General features: G+C 67.1%; 22 protein-coding genes. 13 read left to right on the top strand and 9 right to left on the bottom strand.

The features are described from left to right. Positions 1 to 17 precede the first annotated feature (17 nt). From ACYX4S_RS17300 to rsmI, 3 genes are read right to left on the bottom strand one after another with little or no spacing between them, the layout of a single operon-like run. Entirely contained in the window at positions 18 to 422 is a 405-nt protein-coding gene (locus tag ACYX4S_RS17300; RefSeq protein WP_476361097.1) for a YraN family protein, read from the bottom strand. 13 nt (positions 423 to 435) lie between these two features. Then, positions 436 to 609 (bottom strand): hypothetical protein, encoded by a 174-nt coding sequence (locus tag ACYX4S_RS17295; protein ID WP_293717587.1) that lies wholly within the window; start codon positions 607 to 609, stop codon positions 436 to 438. After that, a complete protein-coding gene (gene rsmI / locus ACYX4S_RS17290; protein ID WP_476361096.1) occupies positions 606 to 1,583 on the bottom strand; it encodes a 16S rRNA (cytidine(1402)-2'-O)-methyltransferase in 978 nt (325 codons plus the stop codon). Before rsmI ends, ACYX4S_RS17295 begins: the two co-directional genes overlap by 4 nt. Before the next feature lie 259 nt (positions 1,584 to 1,842). Between rsmI and ACYX4S_RS17285 the strand changes: the two genes are divergently transcribed. From ACYX4S_RS17285 to cysK, 4 genes are all read left to right on the top strand, one after another. Then, complete coding sequence (locus tag ACYX4S_RS17285) at positions 1,843 to 3,054, top strand: penicillin-binding protein activator (RefSeq protein ID WP_476361095.1); 1,212 nt, start codon at positions 1,843 to 1,845, stop codon at positions 3,052 to 3,054. A gap of 109 nt (positions 3,055 to 3,163) precedes the next feature. Next, the gene (coaBC, locus tag ACYX4S_RS17280) at positions 3,164 to 4,396 is read left to right on the top strand and encodes a bifunctional phosphopantothenoylcysteine decarboxylase/phosphopantothenate--cysteine ligase CoaBC (protein ID WP_476361094.1); all 1,233 of its coding nucleotides are present in this window, start codon (positions 3,164 to 3,166) and stop codon (positions 4,394 to 4,396) included. A 79-nt stretch (positions 4,397 to 4,475) separates the two neighbouring features. Next, positions 4,476 to 4,925, top strand: coding sequence for a dUTP diphosphatase (gene dut, locus ACYX4S_RS17275; protein WP_293717595.1), 450 nt, complete (start codon positions 4,476 to 4,478; stop codon positions 4,923 to 4,925). 179 nt (positions 4,926 to 5,104) lie between these two features. Further along, a complete protein-coding gene (cysK, locus tag ACYX4S_RS17270; RefSeq protein ID WP_476361093.1) occupies positions 5,105 to 6,067 on the top strand; it encodes a cysteine synthase A in 963 nt (320 codons plus the stop codon). A 78-nt stretch (positions 6,068 to 6,145) separates the two neighbouring features. Here the strand turns inward: cysK and ACYX4S_RS17265 are convergent, their stop codons facing one another. The 3 genes from ACYX4S_RS17265 to maiA form a co-directional block, all read right to left on the bottom strand. Then, positions 6,146 to 6,466 carry a heavy metal-binding domain-containing protein gene (locus tag ACYX4S_RS17265; protein ID WP_293717599.1) on the bottom strand — a complete coding sequence of 107 codons (321 nt, stop codon included), beginning with the start codon at positions 6,464 to 6,466 and terminating at the stop codon, positions 6,146 to 6,148. Between the two features lie 95 nt (positions 6,467 to 6,561). Then, entirely contained in the window at positions 6,562 to 8,175 is a 1,614-nt protein-coding gene (locus ACYX4S_RS17260; RefSeq protein WP_476361092.1) for a fused MFS/spermidine synthase, read from the bottom strand. A gap of 41 nt (positions 8,176 to 8,216) precedes the next feature. Then, a complete protein-coding gene (gene maiA, locus ACYX4S_RS17255) occupies positions 8,217 to 8,864 on the bottom strand; it encodes a maleylacetoacetate isomerase (RefSeq protein ID WP_476361091.1) in 648 nt (215 codons plus the stop codon). Between the two features lie 352 nt (positions 8,865 to 9,216). On the opposite strand from maiA, the gene ACYX4S_RS17250 reads away from it, so the two are divergent. The 3 genes from ACYX4S_RS17250 to ACYX4S_RS17240 all read left to right on the top strand — a co-directional run bounded on the left by ACYX4S_RS17250 (position 9,217) and on the right by ACYX4S_RS17240 (position 12,943). Then, on the top strand, positions 9,217 to 10,584 hold the full coding sequence (locus ACYX4S_RS17250) for an NAD(P)-dependent oxidoreductase (RefSeq protein ID WP_476361090.1): 1,368 nt from the start codon (positions 9,217 to 9,219) through the stop codon (positions 10,582 to 10,584). A 105-nt stretch (positions 10,585 to 10,689) separates the two neighbouring features. Continuing rightward, positions 10,690 to 12,000 (top strand): NAD-dependent dihydropyrimidine dehydrogenase subunit PreA, encoded by a 1,311-nt coding sequence (gene preA / locus ACYX4S_RS17245; protein ID WP_476361089.1) that lies wholly within the window; start codon positions 10,690 to 10,692, stop codon positions 11,998 to 12,000. A gap of 25 nt (positions 12,001 to 12,025) precedes the next feature. Then, positions 12,026 to 12,943, top strand: a complete 918-nt coding sequence (locus tag ACYX4S_RS17240; RefSeq protein WP_476361088.1) for a DMT family transporter — start codon at positions 12,026 to 12,028, stop codon at positions 12,941 to 12,943. 9 nt (positions 12,944 to 12,952) lie between these two features. Here ACYX4S_RS17240 and ACYX4S_RS17235 read toward each other — a convergent pair whose 3' ends face one another. From ACYX4S_RS17235 to ACYX4S_RS17225, 3 genes are all read right to left on the bottom strand, one after another. After that, the gene (locus ACYX4S_RS17235; protein WP_476361087.1) at positions 12,953 to 13,768 is read right to left on the bottom strand and encodes a lytic murein transglycosylase; all 816 of its coding nucleotides are present in this window, start codon (positions 13,766 to 13,768) and stop codon (positions 12,953 to 12,955) included. A gap of 106 nt (positions 13,769 to 13,874) precedes the next feature. After that, entirely contained in the window at positions 13,875 to 14,546 is a 672-nt protein-coding gene (locus ACYX4S_RS17230; RefSeq protein WP_476361086.1) for a TetR family transcriptional regulator C-terminal domain-containing protein, read from the bottom strand. Next, positions 14,543 to 15,250: a TetR family transcriptional regulator C-terminal domain-containing protein gene (locus ACYX4S_RS17225; protein WP_476361085.1), complete on the bottom strand. Its 708-nt coding sequence runs from the start codon at positions 15,248 to 15,250 to the stop codon at positions 14,543 to 14,545. Before ACYX4S_RS17225 ends, ACYX4S_RS17230 begins: the two co-directional genes overlap by 4 nt. 497 nt (positions 15,251 to 15,747) lie before the next feature. On the opposite strand from ACYX4S_RS17225, the gene aptA reads away from it, so the two are divergent. The 6 genes from aptA to ACYX4S_RS17195 all read left to right on the top strand — a co-directional run bounded on the left by aptA (position 15,748) and on the right by ACYX4S_RS17195 (position 22,643). After that, positions 15,748 to 17,070 (top strand): omega-aminotransferase AptA, encoded by a 1,323-nt coding sequence (gene aptA / locus ACYX4S_RS17220; RefSeq protein ID WP_476361084.1) that lies wholly within the window; start codon positions 15,748 to 15,750, stop codon positions 17,068 to 17,070. A 5-nt stretch (positions 17,071 to 17,075) separates the two neighbouring features. Then, positions 17,076 to 18,572, top strand: coding sequence for a CoA-acylating methylmalonate-semialdehyde dehydrogenase (locus ACYX4S_RS17215; protein WP_476361083.1), 1,497 nt, complete (start codon positions 17,076 to 17,078; stop codon positions 18,570 to 18,572). A gap of 4 nt (positions 18,573 to 18,576) precedes the next feature. After that, on the top strand, positions 18,577 to 18,879 hold the full coding sequence (locus tag ACYX4S_RS17210; protein ID WP_293717621.1) for a cupin domain-containing protein: 303 nt from the start codon (positions 18,577 to 18,579) through the stop codon (positions 18,877 to 18,879). Positions 18,880 to 18,890: 11 nt separating this feature from the next. After that, positions 18,891 to 20,150, top strand: coding sequence for a Zn-dependent hydrolase (locus ACYX4S_RS17205; protein ID WP_476361082.1), 1,260 nt, complete (start codon positions 18,891 to 18,893; stop codon positions 20,148 to 20,150). Positions 20,151 to 20,272: 122 nt separating this feature from the next. Beyond that, on the top strand, positions 20,273 to 21,730 hold the full coding sequence (gene hydA / locus ACYX4S_RS17200; RefSeq protein ID WP_293717625.1) for a dihydropyrimidinase: 1,458 nt from the start codon (positions 20,273 to 20,275) through the stop codon (positions 21,728 to 21,730). Between the two features lie 106 nt (positions 21,731 to 21,836). Then, a complete protein-coding gene (locus ACYX4S_RS17195; protein WP_476361081.1) occupies positions 21,837 to 22,643 on the top strand; it encodes an ABC transporter ATP-binding protein in 807 nt (268 codons plus the stop codon). The last annotated feature ends 35 nt before the right edge of the window (positions 22,644 to 22,678 follow it).

The raw sequence follows: 22,678 nt of genomic DNA, 5'->3' as shown, positions 1-22,678 counted from the left end.
CCGGCTAACGGCCGGTGCTACTGCCCCTCGAAGATGTTGGAGACATGTTCGGGAAGGCGCAGGGGCACGACCAGAACCGCGTCGAAGCGCAGCGTGGCGTCTTGAAGGTCCCCGCGTCCGGACTGCCACTGGCGGGCGGCGGCCGAGATGCGCCGTGCGGCGTGGGGCGTGATGGCGGCAAGGGCGGCGTCCCGGGTCGCGCGCGCCTTCACCTCCACGAAGATCACGGTCTTCGCCCGTCGGGCGATGATGTCGATCTCGCCGGTGCCGGCCTTGTAGCGCCGCGCCAGGATGCGCCAGCCTTTCAGCCGCAGGAAAAGCGCGGCGAGCGCTTCCGCGCGCAGGCCTAGGCGATAGGCTGCGGGCCTCGGCCTGCGACGCGCCGGTCCCTTTTCCCCGTCGCCGCCTGTCGTCCGCCCCACCACTGCCGCGCCCTCAGCCGACGGGCTGGAACATCGCGGTAAAGACGATCGCCGCCACCGCGACGACGAATCCGCCGAGCGCCAGCTTCCACGCGTCCCGGCGATGCCTGAGGCCCGGCCAGCCCAGCGGCTTGATGACCTGGATCGCCGCGACGAGCGCGAAGAAGACCATGATGATCTTTGTCATGGCGTTTCGTCCTTCCGGTCCGCGGATTTCAGCTCCATGGCACGGGCATAGAGCACCTTGCGGTCGATGCCGGTTGCCCGCGCCACCTCCTTGGCCGCGCCCGCCGGTTTCATGGTCGCGAGAGCGGCGGCAAGCAGCGCGTCCGCGTCTTCCGGATCGGCATCGTGCCCGGCCTCGGGCGGCGCGACGACAATGACGATCTCGCCGCGCACGTTCTCGTCCGCGAAACGGTCGTGAAGCTCGGCGAGTGTTCCGCGCTCGAAGGTCTCGAACGCCTTTGTGAGCTCGCGCGCCACGACCGCCTCGCGCTCCGCACCAAGTGTCGTGGCCATGTCGGCGAGGGTCGCGGCGACCCGTCGCGGACTTTCGAAGAAGACCAGCGTCGCGGGAATGCCGCCGAGTTCGGCAAGCCGGCTGCGTCGCTGTCCCTGCTTTACCGGAAGGAAGCCGGCAAAACAGAACGTGTCCGTTGCCAGGCCCGCGCCGACGAGCGCGGCGAGCGGGGCGCTTGCCCCCGGCAGCGGGATGACCTGGTGCCCCTCGGCCAGAACGTCGCGCACCAAGCGGTAACCGGGGTCGGAAACGAGAGGGGTGCCCGCGTCCGACACGAGGGCGACCACGCCGCCTTCGCCAAGGGCTGAAAGCAGCCGGGGCCGGGCGCGCTCCGCGTTGTGCTCGTGATAGGCGGTCAGCGGGGTCTTCAGGCCGTAGCGGTGCATCAGCTTGGACGTCACGCGCGTGTCCTCGCAGGCGACGAGGTCAGCCGTCGCCAGCGTTTCGAGCGCGCGCAGTGTGATGTCGCCGAGGTTGCCGATCGGGGTCGCGACGATGTAGAGCCCTGGCGCCGGCCTGCGGGCGGGGATGCGCTGGCCGGCGAGAAAGAAGTCGCGCGAGGCGGTTCCGGTCGCTTCCGCGAACGCGTCGGCCTCCGTTTCCTCGTCGGGTTCGCTCGGCTCTGGCGGACGGGCGCTCATCTCGCGGAAGGTCCTTGCGGCTGGCCCGGTGGCCGGCTGGCGCGGGCGTCTTGACGGGGCGCCGGCCGAACGGATGCGGCGGGCGGTCGGCCCGTTGTGACAGGAAACGCGGGGCAGGCCAAGGCCGGGCGCGCCGCTTGGCATTTGCAGCCTGCGAAAGGGGCTGGTAATCATCGCGTTGAACGGGACAATCAGGCCCGGGCAGGGATTTCGACACACGCCTTTCGGCGACGGGAGAGCGGACGAGGTGCAAGGTTTCATGGGCAAGAGCCTTTCGGGCCGGGGCTGGGCCCCTTCACGGCGTACCGGGCTGCGTGCGGGGTTCGCCGTCGCGGCGGGCCTGCTTCTCGCCGCCTGTACCGGATCGACATTGGGTGAATACCCGGGATATCCGTCCACGCCGACGCAGCCCGCGGCGCGCGGCGAGACCGTCGGCACGGGCTCCGTGCGCGTCGCCATGTTGCTTCCGATGACCGGCGGCGGCAGCGCCACCTCCATCGCCAGCGTGTTCCGCAACACGGCCGAACTGGCGTTGTCCGACTTCCAGGGCGCCGACATTCAGATCCTGGTGAAGGATACCGGCGGTACGGCCGAAGGCGCGCGCGTCGCCGCCCAGGCGGCCATCACGGAAGGCGCCGAGCTGATCCTCGGCCCGGTCTTCGCGCCGGCGGTCGGCGGGGCGGCCAGCGTGGCCCGCTCGTCGGGCGTGCCGGTCGTTGCCTTTTCCAGCGACGAATCCGTTGCCTCGCGTGGCGTCTACCTGCTGAGCTTCCTGCCTCGCAGCGACGTGAGCCGCGTCGTTTCCTATGCCGCCCGCGAAGGCAAGCGTTCCTTTGCCGCGATCCTGCCCGACGACACCTATGGTGCGGTCGCCGAGGCGGCGTTCCGGCAGGAGGTCGGCCGCGCGGGCGGGCGCATCGTCGCCATCGAGCGCTACAAGCTTGCGGGCAACGATACGACGGACCTGACCGCGCGCCTCGCCAAGATCGCGCAGATCGGGTCCCAGGTGGATGCGATCTTCGTGCCCGCCGGCAACGTGGCTCCCTTCGTGGCCCAGACGCTGTCCTCCAGCGGCGTGAACCTTGGCAACGTGAAGCTGCTTGGTTCGGGACAGTGGGAAAACCAGCAGGTGCTCAACGCCGCGCCGCTGACGGGCGCCTGGTACCCGGGTCCGGACGCCTCCGGCTTCAACGCCTTCGCCGAGCGCTATCAGGCGAAGTTCGGCAGCCGTCCTCCGCGCAACGCGACACTTGCCTATGACGGGACGATCCTTGCGGCGGGGCTCGTGCGGTCCGCCGGTCAGGCGCGGTTCTCGGAGCAGGTACTGACCAACCGGGACGGCTTCCTCGGCATCGATGGCGTGTTCCGTTTCGAGCGTGACGGCACGAACCAGCGTGGTCTCGCGATCTACGAGGTCACGGGGCAGGGATCGCGTGTCATTTCGCCGGCACCGAGGTCCTTCGGCGGCTGAGGCCGGCGGGAGGCGTCGGGCCGGAAAGAGGGGCGCCGCGACGGGCGCCGGATGCTGACATGACCGCCCACGCCGCGCGCCGGGCGGTTTCCTTGCGGAGATTCCGGCCGTGAGCCTGACCGACACCCGTATCCTGCTCGTCATCGGCGGCGGTATCGCCGCCTACAAGAGCCTCGATCTCATTCGCCGGCTGCGCGAGCGCGGGACGCGCGTGCGCTGCGTGATGACCGAGGGGGCGACGCGCTTCGTCACACCGCTAACGGTCGGCGCGCTGACCGGCGACAAGGTGTTCACCGAGCTGTTCGACCGCGACGACGAGCATGATGTCGGTCACATTCGCCTGGCCCGCGAGGCGGATGCGATCGTGGTCGCTCCGGCGACTGCCAACCTGATGGCCAGGATGGCGAACGGTCTCGCCGACGATCTCGCGACGGCGGTTCTTCTTGCCTCCGACCGGCCGCTGCTCGTCGCACCGGCGATGAACCCGGCCATGTGGTCGCATCCGGCCACCCGGCGCAATGTTGCGACGCTGTGCGGCGACGGGGCGCATGTCGTTGGACCGAACGCCGGTGAGATGGCAGAGCAGGGCGAGGCGGGCGTGGGCCGCATGGCGGAGCCGCTCGAGATCGTCGAGGCGCTTCGTTCGATGCTTGCCGCGCGCGACGACGATGACGGGATACGCGGAATCCTGGCGGGGCGGCATGTTCTGATCACCGCCGGCCCCACGCATGAGCCCATCGACCCGGTCCGCTACATCGCCAACCGCTCGTCGGGAAAACAGGGATTTGCCATCGCCGGCTGGCTCGCAAGAGCCGGTGCGCGGGTCACCCTCGTGTCCGGCCCCGTCGGACTTGCGGATCCGGAAGGCGTCGACGTGGTGCGCGTCGAGACCGCCCGCCAGATGCTTTCCGCGGTCGAGGAGGCGCTTCCCGCCGACGTGGCGGTGATGGCGGCGGCTGTCGCCGACTGGCGCGCCGTGTCGGAAAGCGGCAGCAAGATCAAGAAGGACGGCAGCGGCAGCATTCCGGCGCTGGAACTTGCCGAGAACCCGGACATCCTTGCCACCGTCGGACGCCATTCGACCCTGCGTCCGCGCCTCGTGGTCGGCTTCGCCGCCGAGACCGATGCGCTTCTGGACAATGCGACCGCCAAGCTCCGGCGCAAGGGCGCGGACATGATCGTCGCAAATGACGTCTCTCCGGAGCATGGCGTCATGGGCGGAGACGCCAACACGGTTCGTCTGGTCGAGGAGGCCGGCGTCTCAACGTGGCCGACCCTTGCCAAGGACGAGGTGGCTCGCCGGCTGGTCCGGGAAATCGCCCGTCGTCTCGCCGCCTCCTGAGGAGGAGCGCGGCTTTCCTTCCGCTTCGCAGATCCCCCTGGCCGGCACCCGAGCCGGTCTACAGACGAGGAAACCCTTCATGACCGTTCCCGTTCGCGTGCGCCGCCTGCCGCATGGCGCCGACCTGCCGCTGCCCTCCTACCAGAGCGACGAGGCCGCCGGCCTCGACCTGCTGGCGGCCGTTGAGGCACCGGTCAAGATCATTGCCGGAGCACGTGCGCTTGTTCCGACCGGCATCGCCATTGCCCTGCCGCCGCACACGGAAGCGCAGGTGCGCCCCCGCTCGGGACTGGCCGCCCGCTTCGGCGTGACGGTGCTCAACACGCCCGGCACGATCGACGCCGATTATCGCGGTGAGATCAAGGTCATCCTGGTCAACCTCGGCCACGAGACCTTCGTCGTCGAGCGTGGCGACCGCATCGCCCAGATGGTGGTGGCGCCGGTCTCGCGCGCCGAACTGCTCGAGGTTGGCGACCTGGACGACACCGGACGGGGAGAGGGCGGCTTCGGCTCGACCGGTCGGCACTGACGGGTAAACTGCCGATCCCGGAACGAAATTCCACGAAACGGCGTTTCAGTGGAACCGGTTTGCGTGAAGCGATCCGGCCGGCCTGACGGCGCCCCTCGTCACGGGCGGTTCTGCCTCCTACATTGCCCTACACGACGCGCGGGCGAACGAGGGTGTCCGCGCCAGACAGGGAGACCGACATGAGCGACAAGACGCCCGGCCGCGGCCGGATCTATGCCTCCATCACCGAAACCATCGGCGACACGCCGATCGTGCGGCTCGACCGCCTGGCGAAGGATGCTGGCGTCGAGGCCGAGATCCTGGCGAAGCTCGAGTTCTTCAACCCGATTTCAAGCGTCAAGGACCGCATCGGCGTGTCGATGATCGAGGCGCTCGAGGCCGAGGGCAAGATCACCCCGGGAAAGACCGCGCTGGTCGAGCCGACCTCCGGCAACACCGGCATCGCGCTGGCTTTCGTGGCCGCGGCCAAGGGATACCGTCTCATCCTGGTGATGCCCGAGACGATGTCCATCGAGCGCCGCAAGATGCTCAAGCTGCTCGGTGCCGAACTGGTGCTCACCGAGGGGCCGAAGGGCATGAAGGGCGCGGTGGCGCGCGCCGAGGAGCTCGTCGGCGAGATCGACGACGCGGTCATGCCGCAGCAGTTCGAAAACCCGGCCAATCCGGCGATCCACCGCGCCACGACGGCGCAGGAAATCTGGAACGATACCGGCGGCAATGTGGATGTCTTCGTTTCCGGCATCGGCACGGGTGGCACGATCACCGGTGTCAGCCAGGTGCTGAAGGAAAAGAAGCCGGACCTGCATGTGGTCGCGGTGGAGCCCGAGGACAGCCCGATCCTGTCCGGCGGCAATCCGGGGCCGCACAAGATCCAGGGCATTGGTGCGGGCTTCGTGCCCGGCGTGCTCGACACGAAGATCTATGACGAGGTCGTCACGGTCGGCAATGACGCCGCGTTCGAGATGGCGCGCAAGGTCGCCCGCCTCGAGGGGCTTCCGGTCGGCATTTCCTCGGGTGCGGCTCTCGTGGCGGCGCTGAAGGTCGGCGCGCGCGGCGAGATGGCCGGCAAGCGCATCGTCGTCATCATCCCCTCCTTTGCCGAGCGCTACCTTTCCACGGCCCTCTTCGAGGGTCTCGAGTAAGCCGGCGTCCGTGATGCAGGGAAACAGGAAACGGCGGGGCCCCGGGCTCCGCCGTTTTCATATCCGGAAGGTCGGCTCTCAGCGCACGCTGACGGCGGTTCCGGTCGCGCTCACCATCAGCATGGAGCCGTTCTGGCCAACGGTTTCATAGTCGATGTCGACACCGATCACTGCATTCGCGCCAAGCCGTTCGGCGCGGGCCTGCATCTCTTCCATGGCGATCTCGCGGGCGCGCATCAGCTCTTCCTCGTAGGCGGCCGAGCGGCCGCCGACGATGTCGCGAATGCCGGCGAAGAGATCCTTGAAGATGTTGGCGCCCAGGATGGCTTCGCCGGTGACGACGCCGTGGTAGTCGGCGATCTCGCGGTTCTGGAGCGTGCTGGTGGTGGTGACGAGCATCCGGTGTCTCCTGATCGGTGTCGCGCAGGCGGCCGCTTGCGCCGGTTGTCAGGTGGTTGCCCCGGGGCGCCGTATCAAGCCCGGCGCGCGTGGTGTCAGCTTTCCGGTCCCATGAGCCGGTCGATGGGCACATAGTCGTCGGTGAGAAGTGGCGGATCGAGTCGCTCGACCAGCCCGGCAACCCGCTTTTCCGGCATCCTTGCGATGATGCGCGAGGCGCTGCCGGCCGCCGTGGGGGCAAGCACCATCCGTCCGCGTGCCGTCGGCGTATCGCCCGCCACGAGCACGAAGGTCGTGCGGCCCCCGGCAGTGAAATCGTCCGCTTCCACCCAGACCTCCACCACGGGAAACACGCTCCCGAGCGTCTTCACGGTGGCGGCCAGGGCCTGCAACCGGGTCATGTGGTCGATCAGGTTCATGGCATAGAAACCGCCGGGCGCGAGACGGGCGCGGATCTCGCCGTAGAATTCCCGCGTGACGAGATGGGCGGGTACGGCAATGTCCGTGAACGCGTCGCCGACAACGACCTGGAACGCGCCCTCCTCGCGCAGCAGGCGGCGGGCGTCGCCGTGGCGCACCGTGAAGCGCGCCGGATCGACGTCGAAGTCACGCGCCGCGATGCGTGTCACCTGCGGATCGACCTCGGCGACAACGAGACCGGGGGCGGGGGCGTCCACGCTCCAGGCGCGCGGCAGGGTGAGCGCGCCGCCGCCGACGAAGAAGGCGGAAGACGGCACGCCTGCAAGCCGTTCGCGCGCCACCGCGTCGATGATCGCAGCATAGGGCATTTCCAGGCGCAGCGGCGCGCCGATCACGTTGATGCCGTGGCCGAGGTGGTCGATGACCATCACGCGGGCGTTAGCGCCGATCTCGTCGGAGATGTCCAGCGAGCGAATGCAGTAATAACGGCTTTCCGTGTCGCAGGCGCCTGTCACCGTGGCGGGCGCGGCAAGAAGCGCGCCGCCGGCCAGAACGGTGAGGATGGCGACCGGGAGGACCGTGCCGTGTCCGCTTCCCGTGCCGCGCGTTGCCCGCCGAACCATCCAGAGGCAGGCAAGCGCGAAAGCCACGTAGCAGCCGGCAACGGCGATGAGCGTGCGGGCCGTGCCGAGCCAGGAAATGAAGACATATCCCGCGGCCAGTGTCCCGGCGATGGCGCCGATCGCGGAGACGGCGTGGAGCGCGCCGAGCGCTCGCCCGCTGCGGTCGCGGTTCTGGATGGCGATGCGTGCCAGGATCGGCGAGGGAATGCCGGCGGCGAAGGAGGGCAGAAAGAAGAGCGCCGTGGCGAGCGCGACGATCCCCGAGACAGGGTCGGAAAGGGCCGAAAGCAACGGGCCGGACAGTACGGCGATGAGCGGCAGCGCCGCGAGCGTGGTCAGGGCTCCAAGGACACCGGATGCGGCGAGCGCCAGCAACCCGGTGCGAAGCGGCCGGTCGGCCAGCAGCCCGCCGGCCCAGTGACCGGCGGAAAAGCCGGCGAGAACCACCGCGATCACCGCTGTCCAGGTGTAGAGCGACATGCCGACATAGGGGGCGAGCATCCGCCCGGCCACGATCTCCACCACGAGGCCGGCGGCGGCGATCACGAATTGCGCCGCCAGAAGAAAGGCAAAGGGCACCGCCGGTTGTCCGGCGGCGCGCGCGCTTCGTGAGGTGCTGTCGGCGGGTTCCGGCAGTGCCGGACCGGGAGCGTCGCTCGTCGTCATGATGCGAGCCTATCCCGGTCCGTGCGGGCCGGGAAGCCGGATCACGCGGTCGGTGCGCCCACCTTGTCGGGATGGGCGAGGGCGAACGCGTCCAGCGCGTTGCACGCCGCGTCGATCTCGACGATCCGGGGCACGGCATCCAGGTCGACGCCCCAGCGCCGGGCGTTGTAGATCTGCGGCACGAGGCAGATGTCGGCCATCGTCGGCGTGTCGCCATGACAGAAGGTGCCGGTACGGCTGTCGCCGAGCATCGTCTCCAGGGCGGCGAGGCCGCGACCGATATTCTCCTTCATCCATGCGACACGCAGTTCGTCCCCGCCCCCGGCGAGTTCGACCACCCGCGCGGTGATGGACAGGTTGCAGATCGGATGGATCTCCATGGCGATCAGGTGCGAGAGCGCGCGCACCCGGTGACGGCCGAGCGCGTCCGCGGGGAGCAGCGTGCTGTTTTCTCTCGTGTCATGAAGATACTCGAGGATCGCGACCGACTGGGTGAGCATGGCGCCGTCGATCTCGAGCGCGGGAACGAGCCCTTGCGGATTGCGCGCCAGATGGGCTTGCGCACGGTGCTCGCCCTTGAGCAGGTTCACCGAAACGCTTTCGTGCTCGATGCCGAGGAGTCCGAGCGCGATGCGCAGCCGGTAGGCCGCCGAGGAGCGCCAGTAGTCGTAAAGCACGGGTGTCGTCATCAGGTCCTCCCGGTCACGGGCAGACGAAGCGGCCGGTCCGCTCATCGGAGCCCGCAGGATTGCGGTCCGTCCGGCTCTACACGGCTGCGGGCCACTGGCCAAGTCCGCGCGGGACCTCACGCAGCGGCGGGCGGGCGTCGCGGCGCACAAAAAATTTGACTAATTGGTCAAAATTCGGCCCAATGACCTCTGCGGAAGATCTCCCGGCAAGAGAGGAGGCGCCGCACCGATCGCCAGAGCCAGAACCGGCGCCGGGCCTTTTTCGTGTTGCGCAGGGCCCGCGCTCCAGAGGGAAACACGGGCCGGCCGCTTTCCGTGAGGACGCGCCGCCGGCCGTTGCGGAGGTGCAGCCATGGCTGACGTACTCGCAGGCGCCGACATTCGCGGTGCCCGCCTGACCGCTGACGACTATCTCGAGAATTTCGACGATCTTCATCCGCCGCTCGGCGCCCGCGAGGCGCGTGTGGAAGCAGACCGCTGTTATTACTGCTATGATGCGCCCTGCACGATCGCCTGTCCGACCTCGATCGACATTCCGGGCTTCATCCGCCAGATCTCGACGGGCAACGAGATCGGTGCCGCGAAGACGATCTTCGCGGAGAACATCCTGGGCGGAATGTGCGCAAGGGTCTGCCCGACCGAGACGCTGTGCGAGGAGGCCTGTGTCAGGAACCTCTCCGAGGACAGACCGGTGCAGATCGGGCTGCTCCAGAGGCATGCCACCGACACCTATCTGGATGATCCGCAGCGCCATCCCTTCACGCGCGGGGCTTCGACCGGGCGGCGGGTTGCCGTCGTCGGCGCCGGACCGGCCGGACTGTCGTGTGCGCACGCGCTTGCGCGCCTCGGTCACGAGGTGACGATCTTCGAGGCCCGCGAGAAGCCGGGCGGGTTGAGCGAATACGGAATTGCCGCCTACAAGACGACCAACGACTTCGCCCAGCGGGAAGTGTCCTTCGTCACCTCCATCGGCGGCATCGAAATCCGCTGTGACAAGGCGCTGGGCCGCGACATGACGCTTGCGGGCCTGCGCGCCGACTTCGACGCGGTCTTCCTCGGCATGGGCCTTGCCGGTGTCAATGCGCTGAAGGCGGAGGGCGAGGAGCTTTCCGGGGTGCTCGACGCGGTCGACTACATCGCCGGGCTGCGCCAGGCGGAGGATCTCGCCAGCCTTCCCATAGGCCGGCGGGTGGTCGTCATCGGTGGCGGCATGACCGCGATCGACATCGCCGTCCAGGCCCGCAGGCTCGGCGCGGAGGAGGTGACGATCGCCTACCGCCGCGACCGCGACGCCATGAAGGCGAGCCCCTATGAGCAGGAAGTGGCGCTGACCAATGGCGTCGTGATCCGCGAATGGCTGCAGCCGGTCCGGCTCCTGGGAGCGGACGGCCAGGTCCAGGCAATCGAACTCGCCCGCACCTGTGCCGGCGCGGACGGCGGGCTTGTCGCAACGGACGAGATCTTGCGTCTTCCCGCCGACCAGGTGTTCAAGGCCATCGGCCAGAGCTTCGTTGCCGATCCGCTCGAGGGCACGGTTCCCGAACTCGAGGGCGGACGCATCCGGGTCGACGAGACCCGGCGCACGTCTCTCGACGATGTGTGGGCGGGCGGTGACTGTATCGCCGGGGGCGACGACCTGACGGTGGCCGCCGTCGAGGACGGCAAGCTTGCCGCGCGCAGCATCCACGAGCGCCTTTCCGCCGTTTCCGCAGCCGCCTGAGCGGCCCGCCACCGACACCGTGCGGCGGGCCAGCCGGCAGTATCATTGGAGACTGCCGCGCCTGCCGCCATCCCGTGTCCCCGAACGCAACAGGGGGAAAACGCAATGGCAGACCTTCGCAGCGACTTTCTCGGCATCAAGTCGCCAAACCCGTTCTGGCTGGCCTCCGCGCCGCCGACCGACAAGGAATACAACGTCGTGCGCGCCTTCAAGGCGGGCTGGGGCGGCGTCGTGTGGAAGACGCTCGGTGAGGACCCGCCGGTCGTCAACGTCAACGGTCCGCGCTACGGCGCGACCCACGGCCACGATCGCACGCTGACGGGATTCAACAACATCGAGCTCATCACCGACCGGCCACTCGAGACGAACCTGCGTGAGATCAAGCAGGTGAAGCGCGACTGGAAGGACCGCGCCCTCGTCGTGTCGCTCATGGTGCCCTGCGAAGAGCAGAACTGGATCGACATCCTGAAACGCGTGGAGGAGACCGAGGCCGACGGAATCGAACTCAACTTCGGCTGTCCGCACGGCATGTCGGAGCGCGGCATGGGCTCGGCCGTCGGTCAGGTGCCCGAATACATCGAGATGGTCACGCGCTGGTGCAAGCAGCACACGCGGATGCCCGTGATCGTCAAGCTTACGCCCAACATCACCGACATTCGCCAGCCCGCGCGGGCCGCCCATGCGGGCGGTGCCGACGCGGTGTCGCTGATCAACACCATCAACTCCATCGTGTCGGTCGATCTCGACCAGATGTCGCCGGCGCCGGTGATTGACGGGCGCGGCGCTCACGGCGGCTATTGCGGGCCGGCGGTCAAGCCCATCGCGCTCAACATGGTGGCGGAGATCGCCCGCGACGCCCAGACGCGCGGCCTGCCGATTTCCGGCATCGGCGGCGTGACCACCTGGCGCGACGCGGCGGAGTTCATGGCGCTCGGTGCGGGCACGGTGCAGGTCTGCACGGCCGCGATGACCTACGGCTTCCGTGTGGTCGAGGAGATGATCTCCGGCCTCTCGGACTGGATGGACGAGAAGGGCTACACCAGCGTCGACCAGTTCGTCGGCAAGGCCGTGCCGGCCGTTTCCGACTGGCAGCAACTCAACCTGAATTACATCGTCAAGGCGAAGATCGACCAGGATGCCTGCATCAAGTGCGGCCGCTGCCACATCGCCTGCGAGGACACGTCGCATCAGGCGATCACGGCCATGAAGGACGGGCTGCGCCATTTCGAGGTGATTGACGAGGAGTGCGTGGGCTGCAATCTCTGCGTCTCCGTGTGCCCGGTCGAGAATTGCATCTCCATGGTCGAGATGACGGAAGGCACCGACCCGCGTACGGGCAAGCCGATCGACCGGACCTACGCGAACTGGACGACCCATCCCAACAATCCCAACCGAGTGATGGAAGCCGCCGAATGAGGCATGTGATGACAGGCGGGACGCGGTGAGCGATACCGCGACCGCCGCTTCAGGCGAGACCGGGCGCGCCCATCTGGCGATGCTCGGTTTCGCGTTTCTCGTCTCGACCTCCTTTCCGGTCGGCCACGCGATCACCCATGCACTCGACCCGGCGTTGCTGACCGCCTTGCGCTTCCTGCTCGCGGCGGCGATCTTTGCGGCGATCGCCGTATGGCGTGGTCGCTGGCACTGGCCGCCGCTGGCGCGTCTGCCGGTCTATTTCGTGATCGCGGTTTTTCTGGACGTCTTCTTCGTCACGATGTTCGAGGCGTTGCGTCTCACCAGTGCGCTCAACGCGGGGGCCGTGTTCACCCTGCTTCCCGCCTTCACCGCCCTTGCGGGGCTCGCGATCCTGGGGCAGCGCATTTCGCGTCTTCAGGTCGTGTGCCTCGGCGTGGGAGCCGCGGGCGCGCTGCTCGTGTTGTTCGGCGACGACCTCTCCCGTCTCCTGCGGCTGGAGTTCGGGCCCGGTGAGCGGATCTATCTGGTGGGCGTGGCCGCCTATGCCTTCTATGCGCCGCTGATGCGGCTGCTCAATCGCGGGGAGGCGCTGGAGACCTTCAACTTCTGGATCCTCGTCACGGGCGCGGCATTGCTTCTGGTCCATGCGCGCGGCCCGCTGGTCGAAACCGACTGGTCGGATCTGTCTCCGGGCGTGTTCGCGGGCATCGTCTATCTGGCGGTGTTTCCGACTGCCACGAGCTTCTTCTGCGCCACCTATGCGAGCCTGCGACTGCCGGCCGGGCCCGTCATGGCCTACACCTACCTGCTGCCGTCCTTCGTCCTCGTCGAAACGCTTCTTCTGGGGGCGCCGGCGCCCGGCATCTGGAGCCTTGCCGGCGTCGGCGTGACGACCGTCGCGACCGTGCTCCTCCAGATGCGTGGGTCGCGCGCGCGGGCCTGATGTTTCGGCCTACTGGCGGAGCTGGCTTGCGAAATAGGCGATCGTCTTGCGGTAGACCTCGGCCCGGTTCCAGTCGCGCAGCACCGCGTAGTTGCGCGAGCCGGGCGACCAGTCGCCACCCTTCTGCCAGCCATGCTGACGCAGGAAGTTGGCCGTGGAGGCGAAGACGTCGGCCGGACTGCGAATGAGGTTCGGACGCCCGTCACCGTCATAGTCGACCGCGAAGCGCAGATAGCTTGACGCCAGGAACTGGGTCTGGCCGATCTCGCCGGCCCAGGCGCCCTTCATGTCCCGGACACGCATGTAGCCCTTGTCGGCGATCTTCAGGGCGCTCATCAGCTCGTTGGTGAAGAACGCCGAGCGCCGGCAGTCGTAGGCAAGCGCGGAGAGTGAGGAAAAGATCGGGATGTTTCCCGTGAAGGATCCGAAGCCCGATTCCAGCCCCCAGATCGAGACGATCACCTCCTTCTGCACGCCGAACTTGCGCTCGACCCGATCGAGGATCACCCAGTGCTGCTTCAGCCTGCGCTTGCCGATCGCGATCGTCGAGGGCGGTGCGCGCCGGGCGAGAAACTTCTCGAAGGAGAGCTTGAAGGACTTCTGGTTCCGGTCGAGGCGGATCACCTTCCTGTTGTAGGTCATCCCGCCAAGCGCGCTCTCCACGGTCGCGCGCGAGATGCCGGCGGCCACCGCTTCACGCTTGAAGCTTTCCAGCCACGCGGGAAAGCCGGCGGCGTTGTTGCCGCATCTTGCGGCCTGTGCCGGCCCGCTCGGGGCCAGGGCGAGAAAGAGGACGGAGGCAGCGACGACGACGGACTTGCGCATGGGATCTCCCCGATCCGGCCATGGCGCACCCGCGCGCCTGCGGCATCGCCTCCAGAATACGGGCGACGGGAGCTGGATCAAGCAGGTGTTGGGGCGCGCGCCGGCGTCACCGGCGGGGCATCAGCCCCTCGAAGACCAGCCCGGTCAGCGTGTCGAGAGCCGCCTTGCGGAAGTTCTCGTCCCCGATGCCCGTCCCGGTGATCGCCGCGATCTGCGTGGCGAAGTCGGAATAGTGCTGTGTCGTCGCCCATATCAGGAAGATGAGATGCGGCGGGTCGATGTCGCGGATCAGTCCGCGCGCGGCCCAGTGGCGAAGGACGTCCGACTTCTCAGCGACAAGGCTTTTGAGCGGCCCCTCCAGAACGTCCCGGATCATCGGCGCGCCCTGCATCACCTCGTTTGCGAACAGACGGGAGGCTTCGGGACACTCGGCCGAGAAGCGGAGTTTCGCCTCGATATAGGCGGTCAGTTCCTGGCGCGGGTCGCCGTCGGGGTCGAGCGTGCGCAGCGGCGCCAGCCACCGGTCCAGGAGGTCGGCCAGCACGGCCTTGTAGATCGCCGACTTGGAGCCGAAGTAGTAGAGCAGGTTGGACTTCGACATGCCCGCGTCCTCGGCGATCTGCTCCACGCGCGCGCCGCGATAGCCGTAGCGGGAGAACGTCGCCAGCGCCGCGTCGAGAATGCGGGCGCGGTTCTTCTCCTGAATGCGCGTACGTGGGGCCGCCGCCGTCTTCGGCGGGGTCTTGCCGTCACGCTCCGGGCTCGCGTCCATGTTCATGTGTCCGTTTTGTCGGCGGACCGGTTCGCGCGCGCGCCGATGCCCGTCAGGATGATCTCCGTCACGGTCCGCTTTGCGCTGGCGAACTGCTCCTCGTCAAGGGGATGCCCACCGTTGAGCGTCGCGATCTGGTGATTGAAGTCCGCATAATGCTGGGTCGTCGCCCAGATCATGTAGAGAAGGTGATGCGGATCCACGGGCGCGATCCGTCCGTCCGCGATCCAACGCCGGATGACTGCAACGCGCGATGCCGTCCAGTCGCGCAGCGTGGTTTCCAGATAGTCCTGGATCACCGGCGCGCGATGAAGGATCTCGTTGGCCCAGACCTTGGAGCCGGTGGGATGCTCGCGCGAAATGTCCATCTTCTTGGAGATGTAAGAGGTCAGTGCGTCAACCGGATCGTCGTTCTCGTCGAAGGAGTTGGCCGCGTCGAGCCAGATGTTGAAGATGTGCTCGACCACGCGCCGGTAGAGGGCTTCCTTGGTCGGGAAATAATAGTGAAGGTTGGCCTTCGGGATGCCGGCACGCTCGGCGATCATGCCCGTCGTCGCGCCGCGAAAACCGCTCTCCGCGAAGACTTCCTCGGCCGCCTTCAGGATCAGCCGTTCGTTCTCAGCACGGATGGCGCCCCTGTTGCCGGGGCGTTCGGCTCCCTGCCCCCGCGCCGGTTCGCCTGTTTCATCCGTGCCCCGCGCCTCGCTCATGCCCGGCAGCCACCCTTCGTTTCGCCCGCTTTCCCTCCGCCGCCCGATGAAGCGGCAGGCACGCCGCAAAATTGGTCTTGACCGGTTGTGCGGGGCTTCCTACGCTCGCCTTGACCATTTGGTCAGGTTTTGCGACCTGACGCAACGCTCAAGACGATGCGGACCACCGGCACACGGGTCCGGCGGCGACAGGCCGCCGCCCGGAAAAACGATCGGGGCCGCGACTTCCAGACTGAGGTCGCCGCGTGAAAGCGGCGGCTGGCCGGATACGGGACAAGGTCCCGAACACCGGCAAAGGGGAACATCGGGCCGGCCCCGCCGGACAGGAACCGCGTGCTTGTGGCACCAGCGGACATGCCTCCCGACAGGGGAAGCGTGATCCCTGACGTGCGCGGATCCCGTTCTCGTGGCGGGGTATCGACGCGTGTACGCGCCGGCCCGGAACTGTCAGGCAGAACGGCCGTCCGTCACCTCCGGTGCGGCCGCAGGGAGGTTCCATGTCGCAGCCGGCTCTCACCAACAATCTCGAAGCGTTCTGGATGCCGTTCACCGCGAACCGGCAGTTCAAGAAGACCCCGCGCATGTTCGTCGGTGCGGAAGGCATGTACTACAAGACCGCCGAGGGCCGGGATGTGCTCGACGGCACCGCCGGCCTGTGGTGCTGCAATGCCGGTCACGCGAGGCCGCGCATCACCGAGGCGGTGCAGCGTCAGATCGCCGAACTCGACTATGCGCCGGCCTTCCAGATGGGGCATCCGGCGGCCTTCGAGCTTGCCGCCCGCCTGGTGGCGATGATGCCGAAGCCCCTCGACCATGTCTTCTTCACCAACTCCGGCTCGGAGTCCGTCGAAACGGCTCTGAAGATGGCGCTTGCCTACCACAGGGCGCGCGGAGAGGGCGCCCGCACGCGGTTGATCGGGCGCGAGCGCGGCTATCATGGCGTCAACTTCGGCGGTATTTCGGTGGGTGGCATCGTCGCCAACCGGAAGATGTTCGGCACGCTGCTCGGCGGGGTCGATCACATTCGCCACACCCACGATCTGGAGCGCAACGCCTTCTCGCGCGGCCAGCCCGAGACGGGGGCGGAGTATGCGGAGGAACTGATCCGCCTGGTGCAGTTGCACGACGCGTCGACCATCGCCGCCGTGATCGTGGAGCCGGTGGCCGGTTCGACGGGCGTTCTCATCCCGCCGAAGGGGTATCTGGAACGGCTGCGCCAGATCTGCGACCAGAACGGCATCCTGCTGATCTTCGACGAGGTCATCACCGGTTTCGGGCGGCTGGGCTCGCCCTTTGCGGTCGACCATTTCGGCGTCGTGCCCGATCTCGTGACCACCGCCAAGGGCATCACCAACGGCGTGATCCCGATGGGCGCCGTCTTCGCCGCCTCGCATGTGCACGATGCCTTCATGAACGGGCCGGAGCACCTGATCGAGTTCTTCCACGGCTATACCTATTCCGGTCATCCGGTGGCCTGCGCGGCCGCTCTCGGCACGCTCGACACCTACGAGGAAGAGGGGCTTCTGACCCGCGCGGCGGAACTCGGGCCCTATTGGGAAGACGCGCTTCACTCGCTGAAGGACACCCGCCACGTCATCGACATTCGCAACATCGGCCTGATCGGGGCCATCGAGCTCGAACCGATCGCCGGCGAACCGACGAAACGTGCCTTCTCCGCCTTCCTCGCCGCCTACGAGGCCGGCTGTCTCATCCGCACCACGGGCGACATCATCGCGCTGTCGCCGCCTCTCATCATCGAGAAGAGCGAGATCGACCGCCTGGTCGGAACGATCCGCGACGTGCTGACCAATCTGGACTGAGGGTCATGACCACCATCGAGAATGCCATCGGCGGAAGCCGCAAGACCTCCCGCTCGTCCCGCACCCAGGGCGTGTTCAACCCGGCCACAGGGGAGCAGACGGCGACCCTGCCGCTCTCGACCGCCGAGGAGGTCGGCGAGGCGATCGCCGTCGCGAAGGCGGCCTTCCCGGCCTGGCGCGACACGCCGCCGCTGAAGCGCGCGCGCATGATGTTCCGCTTCAAGGAGCTTCTGTCCGCCCATGCCGACGACATCGCCCGCGCGATCTCGGTCGAGCACGGCAAGACCCATGACGATGCGCTGGGCGAGGTCGCACGCGGCATCGAGGTGGTGGAGTTCGCCTGCGGCATTCCGCACCTGCTGAAGGGCGAGTTCGCCCGCAATGTGGGCCCGGCCATCGACAGCCACTCCGACCGCCAGCCGCTCGGCGTCGTCGCCGGCATCACGCCGTTCAACTTCCCGGCCATGGTGCCGCTGTGGATGTATCCGATCTCTGTCGCCTGCGGGAACACCTTCGTTCTCAAGCCTTCGGAGCGCGACCCATCCGCGGTGATGGTCGTCTACGACCTGTTCCAGCAGGCGGGTTTTCCCGATGGCGTGCTGAACGTGGTGCATGGCGACAAGGAGGCGGTCGACGTTCTCCTGACTCACCCGGACGTGAAGGCGGTGTCCTTCGTCGGATCGACGCCGATCGCCGAATACGTCTATTCGACCGGCACGGCCAACGGGAAACGCGTGCAGGCGCTGGGCGGCGCCAAGAACCACATGATCGTCATGCCGGATGCGGACATGGACCAGGCGGCGGATGCCCTGATGGGAGCCGGCTACGGATCCGCCGGCGAACGCTGCATGGCTGTCTCCGTGGCGGTTCCCATCGGCGAGAAGACCGCCGATGCGCTGGTCGAGAAGCTGGTGCCCCGCGTGCAGGCGCTGAAGATCGGCCCTGCCACCGACAAGGACGCCGAAATGGGGCCGGTCGTCACCGAACAGCACATGCGCAAGGTCTTGTCCTACATCGACCAGGGCGAGAAGGAAGGCGCGGACCTGCGGGTGGACGGGCGCGGGTTCAGCCTCCAGGGCTACGAGAACGGGTATTTCGTCGGCGGGACGCTGTTCGACCGGGTGACGAAGGACATGACGATCTACCGCGAGGAGATCTTCGGCCCGGTCCTCTCCGTGGTGCGCGCCGGCGACTACGACGAGGCTCTCGACCTCATCAACACCCACGAATACGGCAACGGCACCGCGATCTTCACCCGCGACGGCGATGCGGCCCGGGCCTTCGCCGACCGCATCGAGGTGGGCATGGTCGGCATTAACGTGCCGATCCCGGTGCCGGTCGCCTATTTCTCCTTCGGCGGCTGGAAACGCTCGCTCTTCGGCGATCACTCGATCTACGGAATGGAGGGGGTGCGCTTCAACACGAGGTTGAAGACCATCACCACGCGCTGGCCCGCCGGCATCAAGGACGGGGCCGTCTACACCTTCCCGAACATGGAGTGAGAGCATGAGTGGAGACGGACAGGGTCGCCCGCAGGCGCAGGCCACCACGCTGATCGACGACGAGAAGGTTCGCGTCACCCGCTTCGACTTCGCGCCGGGCGCGGAAACAGGCTGGCATCGTCATGCCATGGACTACGTCATCACGACGCTGAGCGAGTGCAACATGCTGCTCGAGGAGCCCGGTGGGGCGACCCGGTCGGTCACCATGCCCTCCGGTACGGTCTACCGCCGTGACGAGGGCGTCGAGCACAATGTCGTCAACGAGGGCACGGCGACGATGTCCTTCATCGAAACCGAACTGAAATAGGAGCGCGCATCATGGCAGCAGCACCGGGCCAGAACCTCCGCATCGATCCCGAGCGTCTCTGGGATTCCCTGATGGAGATGGCGAAGATCGGTCCCGGCGTCGCCGGCGGAAACAATCGCCAGACGCTGACCGACGCGGATGCGGAGGGGCGAAAGCTGTTTCAGGCGTGGTGCGAGGATGCCGGCCTCACCATGGGCGTGGACAAGCTTGGCAACATGTTCATGACGCGTGCCGGGACCGATCCCGATGCCACGCCCGTCTACATGGGGTCCCACCTCGACACCCAGCCGACGGGCGGCAAGTATGACGGGGTTCTCGGGGTTCTTGGTGGGCTCGAGGTCATGCGCGCGCTCAATGATCTCGACATCAGGACCCGCCGTCCCATCGTGCTGACCAACTGGACCAACGAGGAAGGCACGCGTTTCGCGCCCGCCATGCTCGCTTCGGGCGTCTTCGCCGGCGTGCATGACCTCGACTGGGCCTACGGGCGTACCGACGCGGAGGGAAAGACGGTCGGCGAGGAACTAGAGCGCATCGGCTGGGTCGGCGACGAGGAGGTCGGAGCGCGCAAGGACGCGATCCACGCCATGTTCGAGCTTCATATCGAACAGGGGCCAATCCTTGAGGCCGAGGGCAAGGACATCGGCGTCGTCACCCATGGCCAGGGCCTGTGGTGGCTCGAGGTCACCGTCACCGGCAAGGACAGCCATACCGGATCGACGCCCATGCCCATGCGTCGAAACGCCGGCCTCGGCATGGCGCGCATGACGGAACTGGTGCACGAGATCGCCATGAAGCACCAGCCGCGTGCCGTCGGGGCCATCGGTCATTGCGACGTTCATCCCAATTCGCGCAACGTCATTCCGGGCAAGGTGGTCTTCACCATCGACTTCCGCTCGCCCGACCAGGAGACGCTCGACGCCATGAAGGCGGAGTTCGAGGAGTGTGCGCCGAAGATCGCCGAGGATCTTGGGCTGTCGGTCGCGATCGAGGTGGCCGGTCATTTTGACCCGGTGACGTTCGACGAGACCTGCGTCAAGGCGGTGCGAAACGCAGCCGAAAAGCTCGGCTACAGCCATACCGACATCATCTCCGGCGCCGGCCATGATGCCTGCTGGGTCAACAAGGTGGCGCCGACGGCAATGATCATGTGCCCCTGCGTCGACGGCCTGTCGCACAACGAGGCGGAGGAGATCACGAAGGACTGGGCCAAGGCCGGTGCGGATGTGCTCCTTCACGCGGTGCTTGAGGCGGCCGAAGTCGCGGAATAAGTCGCGGCGCCCGGGGGGGCGGGAACGTCCGGGCACGATGACGTGCCGCTGGAGACCGGGACGCAGGGACGAGATCACGATGGCCTGACGGCCTGAAAGCAAAACGAGAGAGGGGAACGGCAATGGCAACGAAGGTGATCAAGGGCGGAACGGTCGTCACGGCCGATCTCACCTACAGGGCCGACGTGAAGATCGACGGTGGCATCATCGTCGAGATCGGCCCCGATCTCTCGGGAGACGAGGTGCTGGACGCGAGCGGCTGCTACGTCATGCCCGGAGGCATCGACCCGCATGTGCATCTCGAGATGCCTTTCATGGGCACTTATTCCTCCGATGATTTCGAGAGCGGCACTCGCGCCGCCCTTGCCGGCGGCACGACGATGGTGGTCGATTTCTGTCTCCCCTCGCCGGGGCAGTCGCTGCTCGAGGCCCTGACGCGCTGGGACAACAAGTCCACCCGTGCCCATTGCGACTATTCCTTCCACATGGCGGTCACCTGGTGGGACGAGCAGGTCTTCAACGAGATGGAGACCGTCGTGCGTGAGAAGGGCATCAACACCTTCAAGCATTTCATGGCCTACAAGGGCGCGCTGATGGTGGAGGACGACGAGATGTTCGCCTCTTTCCAGCGCTGCGCGGAACTTGGCGCGATGCCTCTCGTCCACGCCGAGAACGGCGATGTGGTCGCCGACCTCTCCGCCCGCCTGCTCGCGGAAGGGAACAATGGCCCCGAGGCCCATGCCTATTCCCGTCCACCGCAGGTGGAGGGCGAGGCCACAAACCGCGCCATCATGATCGCGGACATGGCCGGCGTGCCGCTCTATGTGGTGCACACATCGTGCGAGGAGAGCCACGAGGCGATCCGCCGGGCACGACAGCAGGGCAAGCGCGTCTACGGCGAGCCGCTGATCCAGCATCTGACGCTGGATGACAGCGAGTACCGTCATCCGGACTGGGATCACGCCGCGCGGCGGGTCATGTCGCCTCCGTTCCGCGACAAGAAGCATCAGGACAGCCTCTGGGCTGGGCTCCAGTCGGGATCGCTGCAGGTGGTCGCGACCGACCATTGCGCCTTCTCCACCGAGCAGAAGCGCACGGGTATCGGTGATTTCACCAAGATTCCCAATGGCACCGGCGGGCTTGAGGACCGAATGCCGATGCTCTGGACACACGGGGTCGCGACCGGCCGGCTCACCATGAATGAATTCGTGGCCGTCACCTCGACCAACATCGCCAAGATCCTGAACGTCTACCCGAGAAAGGGCGCGGTTCTGGTCGGCGCGGACGCGGACCTCGTCGTCTGGGATCCGAACAGGCGGAAGACCATTTCGGCGGCGACCCAGCAGTCGTCCATCGACTACAATGTGTTCGAAGGCAAGGAGGTGACCGGCCTGCCGCGTTTCACCCTGACGCGCGGGCGTGTCGCCGTCGATGACGGCACCCTCAAGCCCGAGGAAGGTCATGGCCGCTTTGTCGCCCGTGAGCCGTTCCAGGCGGTCAACAAGGCGCTGTCGACCTGGAAGGAACTGACCGCGCCACGCAAGGTGGAGCGCAAGGGTATTCCGCAAAGCGGCGTGTGAAGAGACGAGGCGGGCTCATTTGGCCCGCCTCTTGCTTTGTCGAGAGGGCGTCATGTGCGCGGCATGAGCCGCCTTGACCGGGACGCGAGAGGGAGGCGGGGTAAGGATGCAAGCACGGCCAGCGGAAGAGGCGATCGCGCCCGTCATCGACATCGACAACCTGTCGCTGACCTTCGAGACCAATGACGGTCCGGTCCATGCCCTTTCCGACATCGACCTGGAGATCGCGCCGGGCGATTTCGTCTCCTTCATCGGGCCGTCGGGTTGCGGCAAGACCACGCTCCTGCGGGTGATCGCCGACCTTGAGGCCCCGACCGGTGGATCAATCACGGTCAATGGCATGAGCCCGCAAGAGGCGCGCCTTGCCCGCGCCTATGGCTACGTCTTCCAGGCGGCGGCACTCTACCCCTGGCGCACGATCGCCGACAACATCGCCCTGCCGCTGGAGATCATGGGTTTTTCCAGGGTCGAGCGGGAGGAGCGCACCCGTCGCAACATGGAGTTGGTCAATCTCGCCGGCTTCGAGAAGAAATACCCGTGGCAGCTCTCGGGCGGCATGCAACAGCGCGCCTCCATCGCGCGCGCGCTATCCTTCGATCCCGACCTTCTGCTGATGGACGAGCCTTTCGGCGCGCTTGACGAGATCGTGCGCGATCACCTCAACGAGCAGCTGCTGAAACTCTGGGCAAAGACGAACAAGACCGTGGTCTTCGTCACCCATTCGATCCCGGAGGCGGTGTTCCTGTCCACCAAGATCGTCGTGCTCTGCCCGCGCCCGGGCCGTGTCCATGACGTGATCCAATCGACCCTGCCGCGCGAGCGGACCCTCGACATCCGCGAGACGCCGGAATTCCTCGAGATCGCCCATCGCGTTCGCGAGGGCCTGCGCGCGGGGCACAGCTATGACGATTGATCCGAACATTTTCCCAGGGGCTCGACAGCTGGAAA

It is taken from the genome of Stappia sp. ABD4_338 (assembly GCF_056312175.1).
The sequence above is the reverse complement of the archived record's forward strand: the minus strand, read 5'-3'. Positions and strand labels throughout refer to the sequence as shown.